Below are 16,807 nucleotides of genomic sequence, written 5' to 3'. Positions count from 1 at the left end.
GTGATGAAGCAGCTTTTCATTCAAAACTCTTAACTCCTAACTCCTCACTCTTAACTCCTAATTTTTAACCCCTAGCCCCTAACTTTTGACCTGTGCCGTTTTTTTGTGCAATATCACTTTCTGGTAGTTCGACACCAAAGACGCGGCTAAAAGCTTTGGCGACTTTGTAGCCAGAATCAATCGATTCTAAGGGGTCTTTCCGCAGTCTGTGACGCAAGGATAGCGTAATTACGCGATGGATATCATCAACTGTAACTTCAGTGCGTCCTTCAAATGCTGTTAAGGCTTTGGCGGCGCGGTTACTAACAATGTCACCCCGCAAACCATCTACATCAAGTTCTGAACACACTTCAGAAATTTTTACCCGCAGATCATAGTCAATTTTCACTTCTGGCAAAAGCTGTTGAGCATTGACAATTTGCTCTTGCAATGCTTCTTGCTGAGGTTTGTACTTTTCGAGAAATACGGGCGGATTTTGGTCAAAATCCGCCCGTTGTTCTACGATTTGTACCCGCAAGACTGGTTCTTTTACTGTGTGAATTTCTGCGTGCATCCCAAAGCGATCGAGAAGTTGGGGGCGGAGTTCGCCTTCTTCTGGGTTTCCAGAACCCACAAGAACAAAACGCGCTGGGTGACGGATAGAAATACCTTCTCGTTCTACAGTGTTCCATCCACTGGCTGCGGAGTCGAGTAACACGTCTACGAGGTGGTCATCTAGTAAATTGACTTCATCCACATAGAGAATGCCCCGATTAGCCTTTGCCAGCAGTCCCGGTTCAAAGGCTTTGACACCTTCAGATAAAGCTTTCTCGATGTCGATTGTGCCACAAACTCGGTCTTCTGTAGCTCCTAGCGGCAGGTCTACCATTTGGACTTTTTTCTGAGCTACAGGAATTTCCGCCCCTTTTTCTAATAGTTGGCGGACTTCATCGCTCATCAAGTCGGGGTCGCTAGGATCACTGCTGAAGGGGTCGTTAGCAACCACAGAAATTTCTGGCAGCAGATCCGCCAGTGCCCGGATAGTTGTGGATTTCCCGGTGCCGCGATCGCCCATGATCATTACACCACCAATTTTGGGGTCAATCACGTTCAATAGCAGCGCCAGTTTCATTTCTTCCTGGCCCACAATTGCCGTAAAAGGAAATACTACGCGACGCACACTTGCCGTGGATTGAGCAGTTGGACTCACTAAATTACCTTAACAATATTTTTCTTATTACAGTTTTCTATTGTGACACAGCTAGGGCATGGAATAGTTTAGTAAATTTAAAAGTCTTATTGAACACATAAATTTGTGTATATATACTAAAATAATCATCATTTAGTTGATGACAAAGACAGATGATGAATAATAGTGTCGGCGCAAAATCACTTATTGCAGAAGATGCTACTTAAATTAAGTATGTTGCCAAGAAAATAATGAATAAAATTACAGTAAAACTTGGTCTTTTTGGATAAATCTCATATAAATTTCTCTCAGTCTAATAGTTGAGAATACAATTAATTAAGTCGAAAGATAGAATTTGATAGGATTATTTTAAGTAATATATAAAATTTGATTAAAAATTAAAAGACATATAAGATAAAGTATGAAAGAAAAATATAGAGATGAGATAAAAAGCTCTTCGCTTAGAGTTTTAGACCTTTTTGCCGGTTGTGGAGGGTTATCATTAGGCTTTCAAAATGCTGGATTTAACATTATAGCAGCATTTGATAATTGGAAACCAGCTATAGATGTTTATCAAAAAAACTTTATCCATGAGATTTTTGATTACGATCTTAGTAATTTGAGAATAAACTATCAAATTTTTAGAGAAATGCGTCCTGAAATTATTATTGGTGGCCCCCCATGCCAAGACTTTTCTAGTGCTGGTAAACGTGATGAAGATTTAGGAAGAGGGGATTTAAGTATTGTCTTTTCTGAGATAGTTACAAGTGTTCTTCCTCAGTGGTTTGTAATCGAAAACGTAGAACTATTTCGTAAAAGCAATAAATATAAAGAGGCTAAACAAATCTTGAAAGCTGCTGGATATGGTTTAAGTGAAATAGTTTTGGATGCTAGTCTGTGCGGTGTACCTCAAAAGCGAAAAAGATTTTTTTGCTTGGGAGAGTTACAAGGAAAAGACGAAAGTCTAGAACCTTACCTGAAAAAAAGATTAGCAGATAAACCAATGACGATTAGAGATTATCTGGGAAATAAATTAGACATTCAATATTACTACAGACATCCAAGAAGTTACCAAAGAAGAGGAATTTTTAGTATTGATGAATCCAGCCCAACAATAAGAGGAGTTAATCGTCCTATTCCTAAAACCTATAATAAACACCCTAAAGATCCAGTCCCCGTTACAGAAAACTTGCGCCCATTGACTACAATTGAAAGAAGCTACTTGCAAACTTTCCCTGAAACATTTATTTTTGAAGGCACAAAAACAGACCTGGAACAAATGATCGGAAATGCTGTCCCGGTCAAGCTTGCAGAGTATGTTGCTCAAAGCATCCTTGAATATATTAAAGACAATTTAAATAAATCTCCAATAATTCCAGAAAAAACTTATGTTTCATAATTCAGTTTGAATAAAAAAATTGAACAACTATATCTTTTATAATGGCTCATTCAAGGTGATATTTAATATACTAAAAAAATTAAAAATCAGTTATTAAAATAAAATGGGAGATTCCATTAAATAGTTTAAATCTCCCAAAGTGTTTTTACTTTAGTCATTAGTTTAACTCACATTTATCAAAGTGTACATCAAGCTCTTAGCGGAACTTGATGCCTGAATGATTATCATTACTATACACTGGTGATTTTATTTTTTGGAAGTCCAATGCAGTATAACCAATGCCTAATGCCCAATGCCAATATCTATTGGGCACTAATGACTACTAACTACGTCAAGCATCTTATACTTTGCTAGGTCTGCTTTAGTTTTTATGGTGCAAAAGTTCCATAAGCAGGGAATGAACAACTACCAACTCATTAATCCTATAGTAAGCATAAATACTTGTAAATTATATGGTTAATAGATTCAATTATAAAAACGAGCAACGGCGTGTGTGGGTAGCTAATGCATCATTTAAATCTATGAAATTATCTTTTATTGTTCAAAGTTGGCGGGGTAGATGTACAGCAGCTTGTCGTCAGACATCGCTCAAGTATTTTTTTCCAATTCTCATTTTAATATCCTTTGTTGCGGTATTGCTGGTAGACAGTTTCACTCCTGCGAGCGCCCAGTTACCCCGTCAGGAAATTCGCGGGGTTTGGATGACCACTAATGATTTTGACACCCTTAAGAGTCGCGCCAAAGTGCAGGATGCGGTGAGTGAATTACGACGACTGAACTTCAACACAATCTATCCTGTGGTGTGGAATTCTGGCTATGTGATGTATCCCAGTGACATAGCACAACGTGCAGGTATTCAACCTTTTGTCTACAAAGGTTTAGATGGACATGATATACTCGAAGACCTGATTACCCAAGCCCATCACAAAGGATTGCTGGTGATTCCCTGGTTTGAATTTGGTTTTATGGCTCCCCCAACTTCAGAACTGGCACTGAATTATCCAGATTGGTTTACACAAAAGCGCGATGGTAGCCAAACTTCGATTAGTGCAGGGGGTGAGGTTATGTGGCTCAATCCGTTCCATCAACAAGTGCAAGAGTTCATCACCAATCTTGTGCTGGAAACTGTTACTCAATATGATGCCGATGGCATTCAGTTTGACGATCACATGAGTTTGCCCTACGAATTCGGCTACGATCAATATACAATTGCCTTGTACACCCAAGAAACCAATAATCCTCCCCCAAGTAATCCCCAAGATGAGGCATGGGTACAGTGGCGGGCAGATAAAATTACGGCGTTCATGGTACAACTTAATCAAGCTGTGAAGCAGAGAAAACCCCAGGCGATTTTCTCCGTTGCTCCCAATTACTATGATTTTGCTTATAAGTTTCATCTGCAAGATTGGCTGAGTTGGATGCGGCAAAATATTGTGGACGAGTTAATTGTGCAAGTTTATCGTCCGAATCTGCAAAGTTTTGTGGGATATATTTCCCGCCCAGAAATTCAAGAAGCGCAACAAATAATTCCAACTGGAATTGGGATTATGACAGGGTTACGAAATAATCCAGTTTCCATGCAACAAATTAAGTCTCAGGTGCGGGCTGTCCAAGAACGCGGTTTAGGCGTAAGCTTCTTTTATTATGAAAGTCTTTGGAACGATGCTTTAGAACCCTTAAATGAGCGGCAAGCTGGATTTGAAACTCTCTTTCCATCTCCCGCACTCCGCGCCAAAAATGAATAACTTTTCTGTTAAAGATGATGTTACTGTACTAGAAATTAAGGTTTTTACGGCTTATCGTCAGACATCGCCTGTTGTCCTGAAAGGCTCAGATTCCTAACTTCTCACCCCAACGATTTTATCGGCTTTTCGAGACCAAAGATGATGACTTGAATGTATTGAAAAACATAACTGCTACACTGTTGTTCTTACGTTCTTATAAAGAGGTAATTACTATCTGCGATCAAATCTTAAAGATTAAACCCGACGCTCATGAGATATTGAGCAACAAAAGTTTGAGCTTGAGTTTATTGGGGCGTTATGATGAAGCATTGACTAACCTCAATGAAGCTGTGAAACTTCAACCAGAATATCCACTTTTTTGGGCTAACCAGGCCATTGTCCTGGCTCGTGCAGGGCGTTACCAAGATTCCCTAGCTAATTGCGAGAAAGCTTTAGAACTACAAGCTAATGATGAGAGTGGTTATTATGGCAAAGCTTGCTATTTCGCCTTACAAAATGATGTTGATTTAGTCATTAAAAACCTACAATAAGCACTTAATTTCAATCCTCGTCGATGTCGTATGGAAGCAAAACTTAACCCTGATTTTGATAGCATTCGGGATGATGCAAGATTTCAGGCATTGCTGCAAGGTTAAATGAGCAGCTTACATTTACAAGTGAGGGGCTTGCAATTAAAAAAATATCCAATTTGTAGTATGCCTTAGCTGCTCTAGCCTATCCGCGATGCAACTGAATTGACTAACAAATAGGTACTAATCAGCATTAAGTGTCCCTATTTAATCGGTACATTCCCTATTTTTTCTGCTAATTACAAACAATCAGTAAACCACATCTAGTTCAGATTTTTGCGTCAAATGACCAAACCTTTCTGACAATTTAAAAATCTACTCATCGTCCACATCTGCAAATATAGATTTTAAATCCCGATAACCGCTAACTACTCGCACAATCACAACACTATCTTCAAAAACTCGATAAAATATAATATAGCCATCTAAGGGTATTCCTCTAAGGCTTGGATCAAACTTGGCGTAACTTTGTCCTATATTTGGGACTTGAGCTATATTTTGGCACTTCTTATTAAATCCTTGAATAAATCTTTCCCCTGCGTTAATATTGCAAACTAGAAAATAAGCCAAAATTTCATCTAAATCTTGGCTTGCTTCTTTGGCAATAAAATATTCCATTATCCTTGAGTCTCACGCGCTTTGCGTAATTTATCTGACAGTCGCGCCATCACCACTTCACCATCTATTACGTCTCCACGTTCAATAGAAGCAAGCCCAACAGATATTTTTTTCTGGGTTTCTTCTTCCCATTCCTGATAACCTTTCTCCCATTCTTCCAATAGTTTCAATGCTTTAGCAATCACATCTTCAGCATTCTCATATCTACCTGTAGCAATTCGGGTTTGTATAAATTGCTTGTATTCCGCTTTAAGTTGGATGTTCATAATTTTTATGCCTAGTTAGTTAACAGCCTTCCCAAAACTATGCTCTAAAATTTATCTAAATTCATTAAAACAAATTAAGTGAAACCCAACATCATGTGAGGTTAACATTGGGTTTCACTAAATTCAACTAGCCTGATTAGGCGGTATTACTTCCGATGGCGTTTCCGCTGGGGGCGCAAGTACCGCATCTGGAGCAATTTCTTCTACGGGAATCGGTTGCTTGTCCTCAGTCTCTATATCTGCTTGCGCTGCTTTCACCAATTCAGGAGATGGGGGATGTGGTGGAATCGCTTCCGGTACACTCTCGGTTTTTGCTTCGGTGTCGGTAGTAACTCTTTCCTCTGTTGGTTTTTCTAGTATGACAATAGTTTTGTCGATAATCTCAACAACAGGTTTCTCAGTTAGTACAGAGGTAATGTCTTCAGGTTTGGGGGTTGTGGGTGTTTTTTTACTCACAGTCTCTTGCACCTTGTCTTTCACGCCACCGAAGGTGCTACCAAGACCTTTTTGCAACTGGCCCAGCCGTTCCTGAAGGGACAACTTATTCACCTGTTCCTGAATGCCAGTTTTCACCGTCTCAGAACTGGGTACTTGGGTTTGTTGTGCCTGCGGGGTCAATTGCCGACGTAATGATAGAGTTTGCCAGCCAAACCAGACCAAAAGAGCCACACTAGCCACATGACCCAGCAACAAACCCCCGGAAATGCGTGGTGCAAACACCCATAAGACTAAAGCGTAGAACAGTCCTACCCCACTCCAGATAAAGTCATTCTTGCGGTGGATTTCTGGGAAAAAGAAAGCTGCTATGTAAATGGCTAAACTACCAAGACCGACCACCAAAGCTAGGACATATGCCAGCATTATTTGGTTACTCCTTACTACGTCCTTTGATTATTTCAATTTTGCAAGTTAATTGTTGATTTAGATACAATTTAAAATTAATTATCCATGTTAGTTCTGGATTTTTTTCGTTTATATCAAGTCTTAAGGTCTTCTTTAGGAGAGAAGGGAAAATCTCGGACTACCCTTAAAGTTAAAAGGATCTGCAAGAGTTAGCCAGAAATTTTTTATGACACTACAAAGCTTTGGTGTGATTGGATTAGCCGTTATGGGTGAGAACATCGCTCTAAACGTAGAGCGCAATGGCTTCCCAATTGCAGTTTACAACCGCTCCCGAGAAAAAACGGATGCGTTTATGGCGCAGCGTGCGCCAGGACGGAACGTCAAAGCCGCCTTTACGTTGGAAGAATTCGTTGCCTTATTGGAACGTCCCCGCAAAATTCTAGTAATGGTGCAAGCTGGTAAGCCAGTGGATGCGGTGATTGCTCAACTCAAACCCTTGTTAGAGGAAGGCGATATCATTATCGACGGTGGCAACTCTTGGTTTGAAGATACGGAACGACGCACTCAGGAATTAGAACCCGCTGGGCTTCGGTATCTTGGTATGGGTGTCAGTGGCGGTGAAGAAGGGGCGCTGAATGGCCCATCTCTGATGCCTGGAGGTACAACAAGCTCTTACGAGTTTCTATCACCAATTTTCAACAAAATTGCTGCCCAAGTCGATGATGGCCCTTGTGTAACCTACATTGGCCCTGGTGGTTCTGGTCACTATGTGAAAATGGTACACAACGGCATTGAGTACGGCGATATGCAGTTAATTGCTGAAGCCTACGACTTGCTGAAAAGTGCTGCTGGACTAGACCATAATCAGCTACATGAGGTGTTTGCTGAATGGAACACTACCGATGAACTCGATTCATTTTTGATTGAGATTACGAAGAATATCTTCCCATATATTGACCCAGAAACAAATCTACCCTTGGTGGATTTGATTGTTGACGCTGCCGGTCAAAAGGGAACTGGGCGCTGGACTGTGCAGACTGCGTTGGAATTGGGAGTCGCTATTCCCACAATTACAGCAGCAGTTAATGCACGGATTATATCTTCGATTAAAGAGGAGCGGGTAGCAGCATCCAAAGTCCTTACAGGCCCCACTGGCAAGTATGACGGGCAAACTAAGGACTTTATCAACAAAGTGCGCGATGCCCTCTATTGTTCAAAAATTTGTTCTTACTCTCAAGGAATGGCGCTGCTATCTACAGCTTCCAAAACATATAACTGGAATTTGAATCTGGGCGAAATGGCACGGATTTGGAAAGGTGGCTGTATTATTCGCGCTCGCTTCTTGAATAAGATTAAGAAGGCTTTTAGCGAAAATCCAGCTTTACCTAACCTGTTATTAGCTCCTGAATTTAAGCAGACAATTCTCGATAGACAAACAGCTTGGCGGGAAGTGATTGCGACAGCTGCAACACTGGGAATTCCAGTACCCGCATTTAGCGCATCCTTAGATTATTTTGACAGCTATCGCCGCGATCGCTTGCCTCAAAATCTGACTCAAGCACAACGCGATTACTTTGGCGCACATACTTATCTGCGTCTTGATAAGCCCGGAAGTTTCCACACCGAATGGGTACCAATTGCTGAAGCTAAGAAGTAAAGTTTCACACATCTACATCAGGATATTGTGAAAGGTTAAAAAGTTTCAGAATACAGTTGTAAGGTGGCTCTGAGTTTCAGAGTCACTTTTTTTAACGAACCGCAGAGGCGCAGAGAACGCAGAGGAAGAGAGGAGGATAATAGCAATTCTCTACTGTTTATTGCTTTTAACGTGAGTTCGATGAACCTCTCCCGGATAGCCTGCCTCTGGGAAACGGAAAGGGAGGAGCAACGAAAAATTCAGCTTTTTGCTCCCCTCTCCGCGTCGGAGAGGGGCTGGGGTAGAGGTCAAATAAAACTTGTCGAACTCACGTTTTAGGGGTTATTATTACCAAGATATTTGGCTTTTAATTCTTCTAATTCTTCATCTATTTTGCTTTTAGTAGAAGGCTGAGATATTGGGTTTGGTGGCTGTATTTTATTGGCTTGAGATTTAGGACTAACCAAAAATTGGGTTTTCATTTCTGACTGGGAACTAGGTATCAGACAAAGTATTTATATATTAAAAAAAAGAAAAAGCAATGAACATTTATGATACTTATGGATTCAAATCAGAAGATTTAGAGGAAGTAAGAAAACTTTTTTAAATGGTATCAGGAGTTATTTTAGACAGGCATAAAAGTGACTACATGGGTGGAATCTATTAATCTAAAGGTCGAACCAATGAAGAAAATTACATACTACGAAGAAATTATTCTGATGAAGAAGGCTGGACTGAAGAAGAACATAAAACTTGGGAGTGATATTATATGTATAGCGGCTGCCATAATGGTTAGGACAAGTCTGCTATAGATGGTTGTGACAGCCGCTCTCTTAGGATTTGCGAATGTCCTAAGCTATCTGTCCACTGCTATATCTCGATCTGAACGAATTGATGAATTACGCCGTTTACTTTTGAATAGTTACCAAGGTGATATTTTCTTTATTGAAAGAGTTGTTATTACAGAAGATAGACTTTACCAAAAATATCAATATATACATGGTAAAGACAAGCTTATTTTTGAGAGAAACCTGAGTTAGATGTAAAGATAAAATGATTTTAGGGGTTATTTTTCCCAAGATATTTAGCTTTTAATTCTTCTAATTCTTCATCTATTTTGCTTTTACTAGGAGGCTGAGATGTGGGGTTTTGGGGCTGTATTTTATTTGGTTGAGGTTTGCTGTTCTCCAAAAATTGGGTTTTCATTTCCTCTAATTCTTGCTCAATTTGACTAGGAGATTTCGATACAAAAGTGGGTGGAAAATTAAGTGATGATTGAGGGATAGGTTTAGGTGCTATCGCTGGACTAGCTGCTACTTGTGAGTGTTGATTTAAATCTTTGAGAACTTCATCTACTGTTTGATAACGCCGAATTGGAATACTTTCTAGCATCTTGTTGAGAATGCGACTCAACTGATTACTAATAGGAGTTTGCAAGTATTGCTGCCAAACCCATGTACCGTTATTGGTATCATAGGAATCGAAGGGCGATCGCCGAGTTAATAAGTTAATACAAGTAGCACCCAAACTATAAATATCGCTGGCAAAAATAGCCCTACCTCTCATTTGTTCAGGGGCAACATATTCTGGACTACCAATACTAGTACCAGTTTGATTTAAGGCAGCGCCAATGGTAGATTTAGCAGCCCCAAAATCTACTAATACTAGTTTGCGATCGCTCTGGCGTAAAATAATATTTTCTGGCTTAATATCGCGGTGAATTACGTGTCTGGTGTGACAAAATTGTAATACTGATAATAAATCATTTAGTAATTGCCAGATTTGCGTTTCACTAAAAGCACCTCGATGTCCTAATTCCTGGGCTAAGTTTTGTCCGTCGATAAATTCTTGTACAAGATACTGCCGAGCTTCTTGGGTAAAATATGCCAGTAGTTCGGGAATTTGGGGATGTTTGCCCAATTCATCTAACTGCACCGCTTCTTGGTTAAATAACTCTACGGCTTTTGCAAGAGTGTTGGTGCCTTGGGCTTGGGGATAAAATTGCTTAATCACGCAGCGTGGTTTTGAGGGTTTATCCTCATCCACAGCTAAGAAGGTTTTGCCAAAACCACCTTGTCCGATTGGTTTGATAGCGCGATAACGTTCTTTGAGGAGTAACTTAGAACCGCAAGTTAGGCAAAACTTGAGATCATCAGGATTTTCAGGCTTGGGACAATGGGGATTAAGGCAGTAGCTCATACAGGCGATCGCTCTTATATGTCTTTATTTTCTCTTTTCCCAAGCAAAAGGTGTTTAGATTCGCCAATTATCAGCAAGGCTAGCTGAAAACCCTGGAGAAACTTACCCATAATCAAGTGCCTAGGCGCTGCTAACTACCCCATACCTTCCATAACTGGATGGAAGTAGAACGCAAACCCTAATACCGTATAGGCAGCTAATAACAAAGTACCTTCCAGCCAATTAGATCTACCATCGGAACTAATACTGTTTGCAATCAACACTGACACAACCACAGCGACTAATTCAAAAGGTTTGAAATCTAAATCCATTGGTTTATTTAATACCCGCCCTGCTATTACCAACACGGGCGCGACAAATAGGGCAATCTGCATACTCGATCCCACAGCTACCGAAAGGGAAAGATCCATTTTATCTTTCATTGCCACGGTGACTGCTGTGGCGTGTTCAGCCGCGTTACCCACGATGGGAACCAAAATCACCCCTGTAAATAGCGCCGTCAAACCTAGCTGAGATGTGGCCACCTCCAGAGAATCAACTAGCATTTCTGACTCAATTGCCACTAGCAAGGTACATACTAGCAGCACGCTAACCCACAACGCTATATTTGGTTTAGCATCAGATATTGATATTTCCTCTGCTTCTCCTTCTGCCTCCGCTAAACCCACATCATATAGATAGGAGTGCGTTTTCATCGAAAATAGCAGCGTTAGAGCATAAACCAGGATTAATACTACAGCAACAGCAATAGAAAGATTTTGCAGTGTTTGTTCGTTAATTCCTTGAGAAGTGTAATTCATCGCCGTCGGCATCAAAATGGCAATCACCGCCAAATTCATCGAAGCAGCATTCACCCGCGCCACAATTGGCTGAAAAGTCTGTTCTTTGTAGCGCAGTCCTCCCAAAAGCATGGAAAAACCCATCACCAGTAGTAAGTTGCTAATAATCGATCCCGTGATACTAGCTTTGACTACATCTATTAATCCAGCGTTCAGCGCTATTAGGGCGATGATTAGTTCTGTAGCATTGCCAAAGGTGGCGTTTAACAAGCCCCCCAATGATGGCCCGACTACGACAGCAATTTCTTCTGTGGCTGTGCCCATCCAAGCTGCTAAGGGCAAAATTGCTAATCCAGCTGTAATGAAAACTATCAATTCTCCCCACTCTAGAAAGTATGCTGCTAGAGAAACCGGGATAAACAGTAATAAAACGAGAAGAATAATCTTTTTAGTTGACATTTGTTGTCTTGAGTTGAGGGTATTTTATCTGAGTTATGAGTTATCAGTTATGAATTAGGAGTTATGAAGTAGTTATGAGGTATGAGTTATAAGTTATGAGAAAAACTTTTAATCACTCCTGACTCTTGACTCCTGACTGCTCATTCCTCACTCCTCACTCCTCACTCTGAACTTCTGACTCGGCACTTCCATAGGATACTCTCAACCGTCTATAGACCAATTCAGAAATTCTACTGTTTTCAGTTCACCACTGTGGATATTGTGTAAAATAAAATTACGATATAATAAGTTTTCGTAATCTTTTGTTGCAAAAGTATGAATTTGAGGAAAAATTTTACACCTAAAATGGGGTTTAATAAATTAAAAGACAATTAAATTTTGATTGACGCCCAAGAAGAGGAAACCCCTAACTGAGGCTTTGTTCAATCGCTAATTACTTTAAGCCTTCAGCGAAAGGGCTATGCGATAACGCAGATTTCCCACTACAATAAGACAGCTTTGTCAAAAATTTGGTTGGATTCCATAGTTGTTGTTCATACCGGATTTTGTGTTCAAACCATTGGAGAAAGGTTTACGCACAATATTTTCGGTGCAACTGCAAGTTTTTTGTTTTGGATAAATAGACATGACTTCTGCTGCCCAAATGCCAGCTGGCTCTGGCTCAACGTTAATATTATATTCAGATCCCAATAACACCAAAGAAACCGATCCCCTGAGAAAGGCTAATGGTGTTTATGTGACGGTGCATGGTCATTTTTACCAGCCACCAAGGGAAAACCCTTATCTGGACGCAATTGAACGCCAACCGAGCGCTGCGCCTTTCCATGACTGGAATGAGCGGATTCATTGGGAATGCTATCGCCCGAATGCCTTTGCCAGAGTCTTAAATGACCGAGGCGAAGTGGTGGAGATCGTCAACAATTATGAGTATTTCAGTTTTAATATTGGGCCAACGCTGATGTCGTGGCTAGAACGCTACGATGTGGAGGTTTATCAGCGGATTTTAGAGGCGGATACCAAGAGTAGCGATCGCTTGCATGGTCACGGCAATGCGATCGCGCAAGTATACAATCACATCATCATGCCTCTGGCGAACGAACGCGACAAATATACCCAAATTCGCTGGGGTAAAGAAGATTTCCGCTCCCGCTTTGGACGCAATCCCGAAGGTATGTGGCTAGCAGAAACGGCTGTAGACTATGCCACCCTAGAAGCTCTTGTTGCTGAGGGTATTCGCTTCATTGTCCTTGCACCGTCTCAAGCGCTGCGTTGCCGTCCTCTGCCTACTCAAGATCATCCCCATCCAGAATGGATCGAAGTCGGCGGCAGTCAGATTGATTCCACCCGTCCCTATCGTTGTTATTTGAAGCCTACACTCTTACCTTCATCTTCACCTCTGAGTGCGATCAATGAGGGGAGTAGGGAATCGGCAGTAGGGAGTAGGGATAGTAATCACTCCCCACTCCCTAGTACAGACGCGATTAATCGCGTCTCCCCACCTTACATTGATATCTTCTTCTACGATGGCCCGATATCGAGGGACATGGGTTTTAGTGATGTCGTTTATAATTCCAGTCACTTTGCCGGACGTATCGGTTCGGCAGTGCGTGGGGATCATCGTCCAGCACAGTTGATTTCTGTGGCCACAGATGGGGAAACCTTTGGACACCATAAAAAGGGAACTGAGAAAACTTTAGCCTACGCCTTTACTAAAGAGTTTCCCCAACAAGGTTGGACGGTGACGAACTTCGCCCACTACCTCAGCTTAAATTCTCCCAGTTGGGAAGTGGAATTGAAGTCAGTCACGGCCTGGAGTTGCGCCCACGGTGTCGGCAGATGGGAAGATGATTGTGGTTGCGGTGGAGAGGGCGGTGTTTGGCATCAAAAATGGCGTCGTCCCTTGCGGGATGCCCTAAATTGGCTGCGGGATCAGCTAACTAATGTGTATGAGGAACATGGCAGGCAGTTATTTCGTGATCCCTGGCTAGCACGAGATGAATATATTCAGGTGATGCGCGATCGCTCTGCTACTAATGTCAACCGTTTTCTCTCCCGTCATCAAACCCACAAACTAACAGCTGCCGAACAAGTAGATGCCCTACGCCTGTTGGAAATGCAGCGTCACGCTTTATTAATGTTCACTAGTTGCGGTTGGTTTTTTGAAGAAATTTCCCGTCCAGAGGGGACACAAATTCTGCGCTATGCCGCCCGTGCTTTAGAATTGGCAGGGGATGTGGCAGGTGTACAGTTGGAAAAAGGCTTCCTCAAACGTCTTGGTTTAGCCCCCAGTAATGTGGATGACTTCAAACACGGTGCGGAAATTTATCGGCAACTGGTACTAACTGCCCAGCTTGGCTTTAAGCAAGTAGCAGCCCATTACGCCATTACTTCCCTGTTTACCAATCACAAACCAGCAGAGACACACAATTCCCTGCCGAGAAAAGATGCTGCTGACAAACAGTCTCAGCGTTATCATAAGCGGGTTTATTGCTACGCTGCCAATGAGCTAGATTACCAACTGCAACGGATGGGATCGCTAACTCTGGCTGTGGGAAATTTAAAGCTGGTATCAGAGATTACTTGGGAAAGTGAGCATTTGGTATTTGCGGTTCTGCATTTAGGAGGCTGGGATTTCCACTGCTGCATTCAACAATTTACTGGGCGGCGTGACTACAGCCAATTAAAAGAAAAGCTGTTTCGGGCACTGCAACAAGCTAGTGCGGCTCATACTATCTTGGTAATGACACAGCTATTTGGAGAAAAAGCTTTCAGTTTGCAAAATCTATTTGCTGAAGAACGCCACCGGATTATGGGGCTGCTTAGTCAGGAAACACTGACACGTTTAGGACAGCTTTATACCCAAGCCTACCGCGATAATTATGGTGTGCTGATGGCATTTCATCGAGATGAACTAGCCGTACCGCAAGAATTGCAGGTAGCAGCAGATATTGCTTTAGGGCATCGCTGTCTGATGACATTGCGATCGCTTGAGCAAGATATCGCTGATCCCCAAAAGAGTTGGAATCACATATTAGAATTAGAAACGATCGCTACTGAAGCAAAACATCTGCGTTGTCGGCTAAATATTCCCGACGGTAAGCAGATGTTAGAACAGTTAATTGCGCGATTGCTCTGGCAATTGTTGCACGACGCCAATGGTAGTTTTAATGCAGATATCCAACTATTGGAACGATTGATTGATGTCGGGGATCAACTAAATATTGACATTTCCCTACAGCGATCGCAAGAACTATATTTTAGTTGTCTGCAAAGTCAGATAGCACCCGTCTGTGTCATTAACCTTGACAATGAAAGAGATAATCAGTGTCTTCAGTTGCTCAAGTTGGGCAAAAAGTTAGCCGTTGATGTCAGCATGATTTCAAATCAATTGGGATAAGAGTAGGGGCGCACACGGTGCGCCCAAGAGTTGTCTTGCGAATCTTGGCTGTAAGTTGAACATGATGGCGTGCGATCGCACTCTTGGCTTATAGTATCTTCAGTTTACTGCCAAGGCATCTGCCAGACTTTAACTGTTTTGTCATAACCACCACTAACAACATTTTTACCATCGGGACTAAAAGCTACTGACTCTACATAAGATTCATGCCCAAAAAGAGTGATAATTAGTAGTCCAGTTTGCACATCCCATAGTTTAATAGTTTTGTCATCACTCCCACTCACAAGGGTTAGACCATCAGGACTAAAAGCCACTGACTGAACCGCAGCAAACATTTCTGAATGCCCTGTGAGGTTATATCTTAATAATCCTTTACTGTAAGCGGCATTGATGTAATCTTGATTTTTAGTTTAACTGCTAGATTAAAATCATCTCTGTCATACTCAGAATCGATGCAAGTAAAATACAAAGTACAAGTTTAGATAGGTACTGCAATACATGAGAAAATTTTATAAATATAGCCTGTTTTGCTTTTTGTAGTGTAATCGAGTTCATATTTTTAGGAATCCAGTCTTACCTTACAAGGAATCTCACGTTAGTATTCCCAGTTAATTGGCAGAAATCTCAAATCCCTATTAAGTTGCTCTACCGTAAATCCTTCTCCCCCAGCAGCGCATCCACCCAAACTGTATCTGATTCTGACAATGCTGGTACTGGCTGTTGACTGTAATCTACTACCAAATCATAGCCGTAGATATCATATACCTCATTTAACAATGTCTGTAAATCTATAACTGGTTCCGTATTTCCAGTACGCAAAGGTATGGGAAACGGTGGAATTATATCTGGTAAATTAAAAGCATATAAGTCAGCATAAGGACGGCGATCGCCACGACAAACTAAAATTCGATAGTGACTCTGAATATCATTACCGATCATTGGCATGGGTTCACCTTTACGCAGTAAATCAATTTCAACTAAATTACTACGACTGGCTAATACTTGTTCGCGTTTCTCTTGATATGTCCGCCGTCCTTTAGCGGACGTTTATTGGTAGGAGATAAAATTTAAATAGTAGTAACTAATGTCTCTGTTCCTACTTCTCGGACTTCTAGATATCCTTCCCTGATGGAAACAGGCATAGGAATCTTTACTTTTATAGGTTCAGGCGTTGGTGCGGCTACTGCGACATTTGTATTTATAGAATCAGTTACAGTCTGCCGATTTTTCACTTGGGACGTAGTTGAGGAGAGAGGTAATCTGCAATCGCTACTATTAGTCTCCCATGTACTCCTGGCCATAATGCAGTATCTTCTAAAAACGGGTTTATTCCTGGAAATGGATAAGCCATAACAAATATCTCAAAACCAAAATTTTCAACCTAATTCTTATAGCCCCCTCCTCACTTGCTCTTAGGGGGTTGGAGGTGGGGTTCTAAGAACAACTTGTAAGGGCTGCACCACATTAGACCTCTTGCAAAATTATTTTGTGGTATGATTAAAAATTTTGTTAAAAATGCACATCCAAATCGATGCAGAGAACTTTTATTACCTCATTGGTATGTCTGATTCAAACGGAGCGCAAATTTTAAAATTTATCATTGTACCATGAATTATTTTTGCAAGAGGTCTATTGATCTTTCCTTGTCAACCAACCCTTAACACCTTGATATTCTATAGGACTCCTATTTGATTTCTGAACAAGACTAAGAGAGAATACGGAGAGGTTT

The 16,807-nt window shown here is 41.3% G+C and carries 14 protein-coding genes and 2 pseudogenes; 6 read left to right on the top strand and 10 right to left on the bottom strand.

Translation table 11 applies throughout. From position 1 onward, the window contains the following. Positions 1 to 64: 64 nt before the first annotated feature. Positions 65 to 1,189, bottom strand: a complete 1,125-nt coding sequence (gene bchI / locus PUQ00_RS22875; RefSeq protein WP_300421149.1) for a magnesium chelatase ATPase subunit I — start codon at positions 1,187 to 1,189, stop codon at positions 65 to 67. Between the two features lie 400 nt (positions 1,190 to 1,589). Here bchI and PUQ00_RS22870 point away from each other — a divergent pair, with 400 nt between their 5' ends. From PUQ00_RS22870 to PUQ00_RS22860, 3 genes are all read left to right on the top strand, one after another. Further along, positions 1,590 to 2,567, top strand: a complete 978-nt coding sequence (locus PUQ00_RS22870) for a DNA cytosine methyltransferase (protein WP_300421146.1) — start codon at positions 1,590 to 1,592, stop codon at positions 2,565 to 2,567. A gap of 521 nt (positions 2,568 to 3,088) precedes the next feature. Next, positions 3,089 to 4,312: a glycoside hydrolase family 10 protein gene (locus tag PUQ00_RS22865; RefSeq protein ID WP_300421143.1), complete on the top strand. Its 1,224-nt coding sequence runs from the start codon at positions 3,089 to 3,091 to the stop codon at positions 4,310 to 4,312. 155 nt (positions 4,313 to 4,467) lie between these two features. After that, positions 4,468 to 4,842: a tetratricopeptide repeat protein gene (locus PUQ00_RS22860; protein WP_300421140.1), complete on the top strand. Its 375-nt coding sequence runs from the start codon at positions 4,468 to 4,470 to the stop codon at positions 4,840 to 4,842. A 354-nt stretch (positions 4,843 to 5,196) separates the two neighbouring features. Here PUQ00_RS22860 and PUQ00_RS22855 read toward each other — a convergent pair whose 3' ends face one another. The 3 genes from PUQ00_RS22855 to PUQ00_RS22845 all read right to left on the bottom strand — a co-directional run bounded on the left by PUQ00_RS22855 (position 5,197) and on the right by PUQ00_RS22845 (position 6,626). Then, a complete protein-coding gene (locus PUQ00_RS22855) occupies positions 5,197 to 5,499 on the bottom strand; it encodes a type II toxin-antitoxin system RelE/ParE family toxin (protein WP_300421138.1) in 303 nt (100 codons plus the stop codon). Then, positions 5,499 to 5,765 (bottom strand): type II toxin-antitoxin system ParD family antitoxin, encoded by a 267-nt coding sequence (locus PUQ00_RS22850; protein ID WP_300421135.1) that lies wholly within the window; start codon positions 5,763 to 5,765, stop codon positions 5,499 to 5,501. Before PUQ00_RS22850 ends, PUQ00_RS22855 begins: the two co-directional genes overlap by 1 nt. A 123-nt stretch (positions 5,766 to 5,888) precedes the next feature. After that, the gene (locus tag PUQ00_RS22845) at positions 5,889 to 6,626 is read right to left on the bottom strand and encodes a Ycf66 family protein (protein WP_300421134.1); all 738 of its coding nucleotides are present in this window, start codon (positions 6,624 to 6,626) and stop codon (positions 5,889 to 5,891) included. 208 nt (positions 6,627 to 6,834) lie between these two features. Between PUQ00_RS22845 and gndA the strand changes: the two genes are divergently transcribed. Then, the gene (gene gndA, locus PUQ00_RS22840) at positions 6,835 to 8,265 is read left to right on the top strand and encodes an NADP-dependent phosphogluconate dehydrogenase (protein ID WP_300421132.1); all 1,431 of its coding nucleotides are present in this window, start codon (positions 6,835 to 6,837) and stop codon (positions 8,263 to 8,265) included. Between the two features lie 314 nt (positions 8,266 to 8,579). Here gndA and PUQ00_RS22835 read toward each other — a convergent pair whose 3' ends face one another. After that, complete coding sequence (locus tag PUQ00_RS22835; RefSeq protein WP_335029941.1) at positions 8,580 to 8,726, bottom strand: hypothetical protein; 147 nt, start codon at positions 8,724 to 8,726, stop codon at positions 8,580 to 8,582. A 330-nt stretch (positions 8,727 to 9,056) separates the two neighbouring features. Here PUQ00_RS22835 and PUQ00_RS22830 point away from each other — a divergent pair, with 330 nt between their 5' ends. Beyond that, a complete protein-coding gene (locus tag PUQ00_RS22830; RefSeq protein WP_300421129.1) occupies positions 9,057 to 9,284 on the top strand; it encodes a hypothetical protein in 228 nt (75 codons plus the stop codon). Positions 9,285 to 9,303: 19 nt separating this feature from the next. Here PUQ00_RS22830 and PUQ00_RS22825 read toward each other — a convergent pair whose 3' ends face one another. Continuing rightward, positions 9,304 to 10,443, bottom strand: a complete 1,140-nt coding sequence (locus PUQ00_RS22825; RefSeq protein ID WP_300421126.1) for a serine/threonine-protein kinase — start codon at positions 10,441 to 10,443, stop codon at positions 9,304 to 9,306. 134 nt (positions 10,444 to 10,577) lie between these two features. Next, positions 10,578 to 11,684, bottom strand: a pseudogene (gene cax / locus PUQ00_RS22820) (calcium/proton exchanger); the annotation flags it as partial. A gap of 622 nt (positions 11,685 to 12,306) precedes the next feature. Here cax and PUQ00_RS22815 point away from each other — a divergent pair. Next, entirely contained in the window at positions 12,307 to 15,078 is a 2,772-nt protein-coding gene (locus PUQ00_RS22815; RefSeq protein WP_300421124.1) for a DUF3536 domain-containing protein, read from the top strand. A 104-nt stretch (positions 15,079 to 15,182) separates the two neighbouring features. Here the strand turns inward: PUQ00_RS22815 and PUQ00_RS22810 are convergent, their stop codons facing one another. The 3 genes and pseudogenes from PUQ00_RS22810 to PUQ00_RS22800 form a co-directional block, all read right to left on the bottom strand. Then, the gene (locus tag PUQ00_RS22810; RefSeq protein WP_300421121.1) at positions 15,183 to 15,413 is read right to left on the bottom strand and encodes a hypothetical protein; all 231 of its coding nucleotides are present in this window, start codon (positions 15,411 to 15,413) and stop codon (positions 15,183 to 15,185) included. 310 nt (positions 15,414 to 15,723) lie between these two features. Continuing rightward, a pseudogene (locus PUQ00_RS22805) lies at positions 15,724 to 16,062 on the bottom strand (DUF4058 family protein); the annotation flags it as partial. An 83-nt stretch (positions 16,063 to 16,145) separates the two neighbouring features. Next, on the bottom strand, positions 16,146 to 16,379 hold the full coding sequence (locus tag PUQ00_RS22800) for a DUF4058 family protein (protein ID WP_300421118.1): 234 nt from the start codon (positions 16,377 to 16,379) through the stop codon (positions 16,146 to 16,148). Positions 16,380 to 16,807 lie beyond the last annotated feature (428 nt).

It is taken from the genome of Nostoc sp. S13 (assembly GCF_029379315.1).
GTDB lineage: Bacteria > Cyanobacteriota > Cyanobacteriia > Cyanobacteriales > Nostocaceae > Nostoc.
This window is presented reverse-complemented; position numbering and strand designations above follow the sequence as displayed.

Excerpts from the sequence above, each read along its gene's own strand:
- PUQ00_RS22870 (WP_300421146.1), top strand. The coding sequence starts at position 1,590 with ATGAAAGAAAAATATAGAGATGAGATAAAAAGCTCTTCGCTTAGAGTT.
- PUQ00_RS22865 (WP_300421143.1), top strand. The coding sequence starts at position 3,089 with ATGAAATTATCTTTTATTGTTCAAAGTTGGCGGGGTAGATGTACAGCA.
- PUQ00_RS22855 (WP_300421138.1), bottom strand. The coding sequence starts at position 5,499 with ATGGAATATTTTATTGCCAAAGAAGCAAGCCAAGATTTAGATGAAATT.
- PUQ00_RS22850 (WP_300421135.1), bottom strand. The coding sequence starts at position 5,765 with ATGAACATCCAACTTAAAGCGGAATACAAGCAATTTATACAAACCCGA.
- PUQ00_RS22845 (WP_300421134.1), bottom strand. The coding sequence starts at position 6,626 with ATGCTGGCATATGTCCTAGCTTTGGTGGTCGGTCTTGGTAGTTTAGCC.
- gndA (WP_300421132.1), top strand. The coding sequence starts at position 6,835 with ATGACACTACAAAGCTTTGGTGTGATTGGATTAGCCGTTATGGGTGAG.
- PUQ00_RS22835 (WP_335029941.1), bottom strand. The coding sequence starts at position 8,726 with ATGAAAACCCAATTTTTGGTTAGTCCTAAATCTCAAGCCAATAAAATA.
- PUQ00_RS22830 (WP_300421129.1), top strand. The coding sequence starts at position 9,057 with ATGGTTGTGACAGCCGCTCTCTTAGGATTTGCGAATGTCCTAAGCTAT.
- PUQ00_RS22825 (WP_300421126.1), bottom strand. The coding sequence starts at position 10,443 with ATGAGCTACTGCCTTAATCCCCATTGTCCCAAGCCTGAAAATCCTGAT.
- PUQ00_RS22815 (WP_300421124.1), top strand. The coding sequence starts at position 12,307 with ATGACTTCTGCTGCCCAAATGCCAGCTGGCTCTGGCTCAACGTTAATA.
- PUQ00_RS22810 (WP_300421121.1), bottom strand. The coding sequence starts at position 15,413 with ATGTTTGCTGCGGTTCAGTCAGTGGCTTTTAGTCCTGATGGTCTAACC.
- PUQ00_RS22800 (WP_300421118.1), bottom strand. The coding sequence starts at position 16,379 with ATGGCCAGGAGTACATGGGAGACTAATAGTAGCGATTGCAGATTACCT.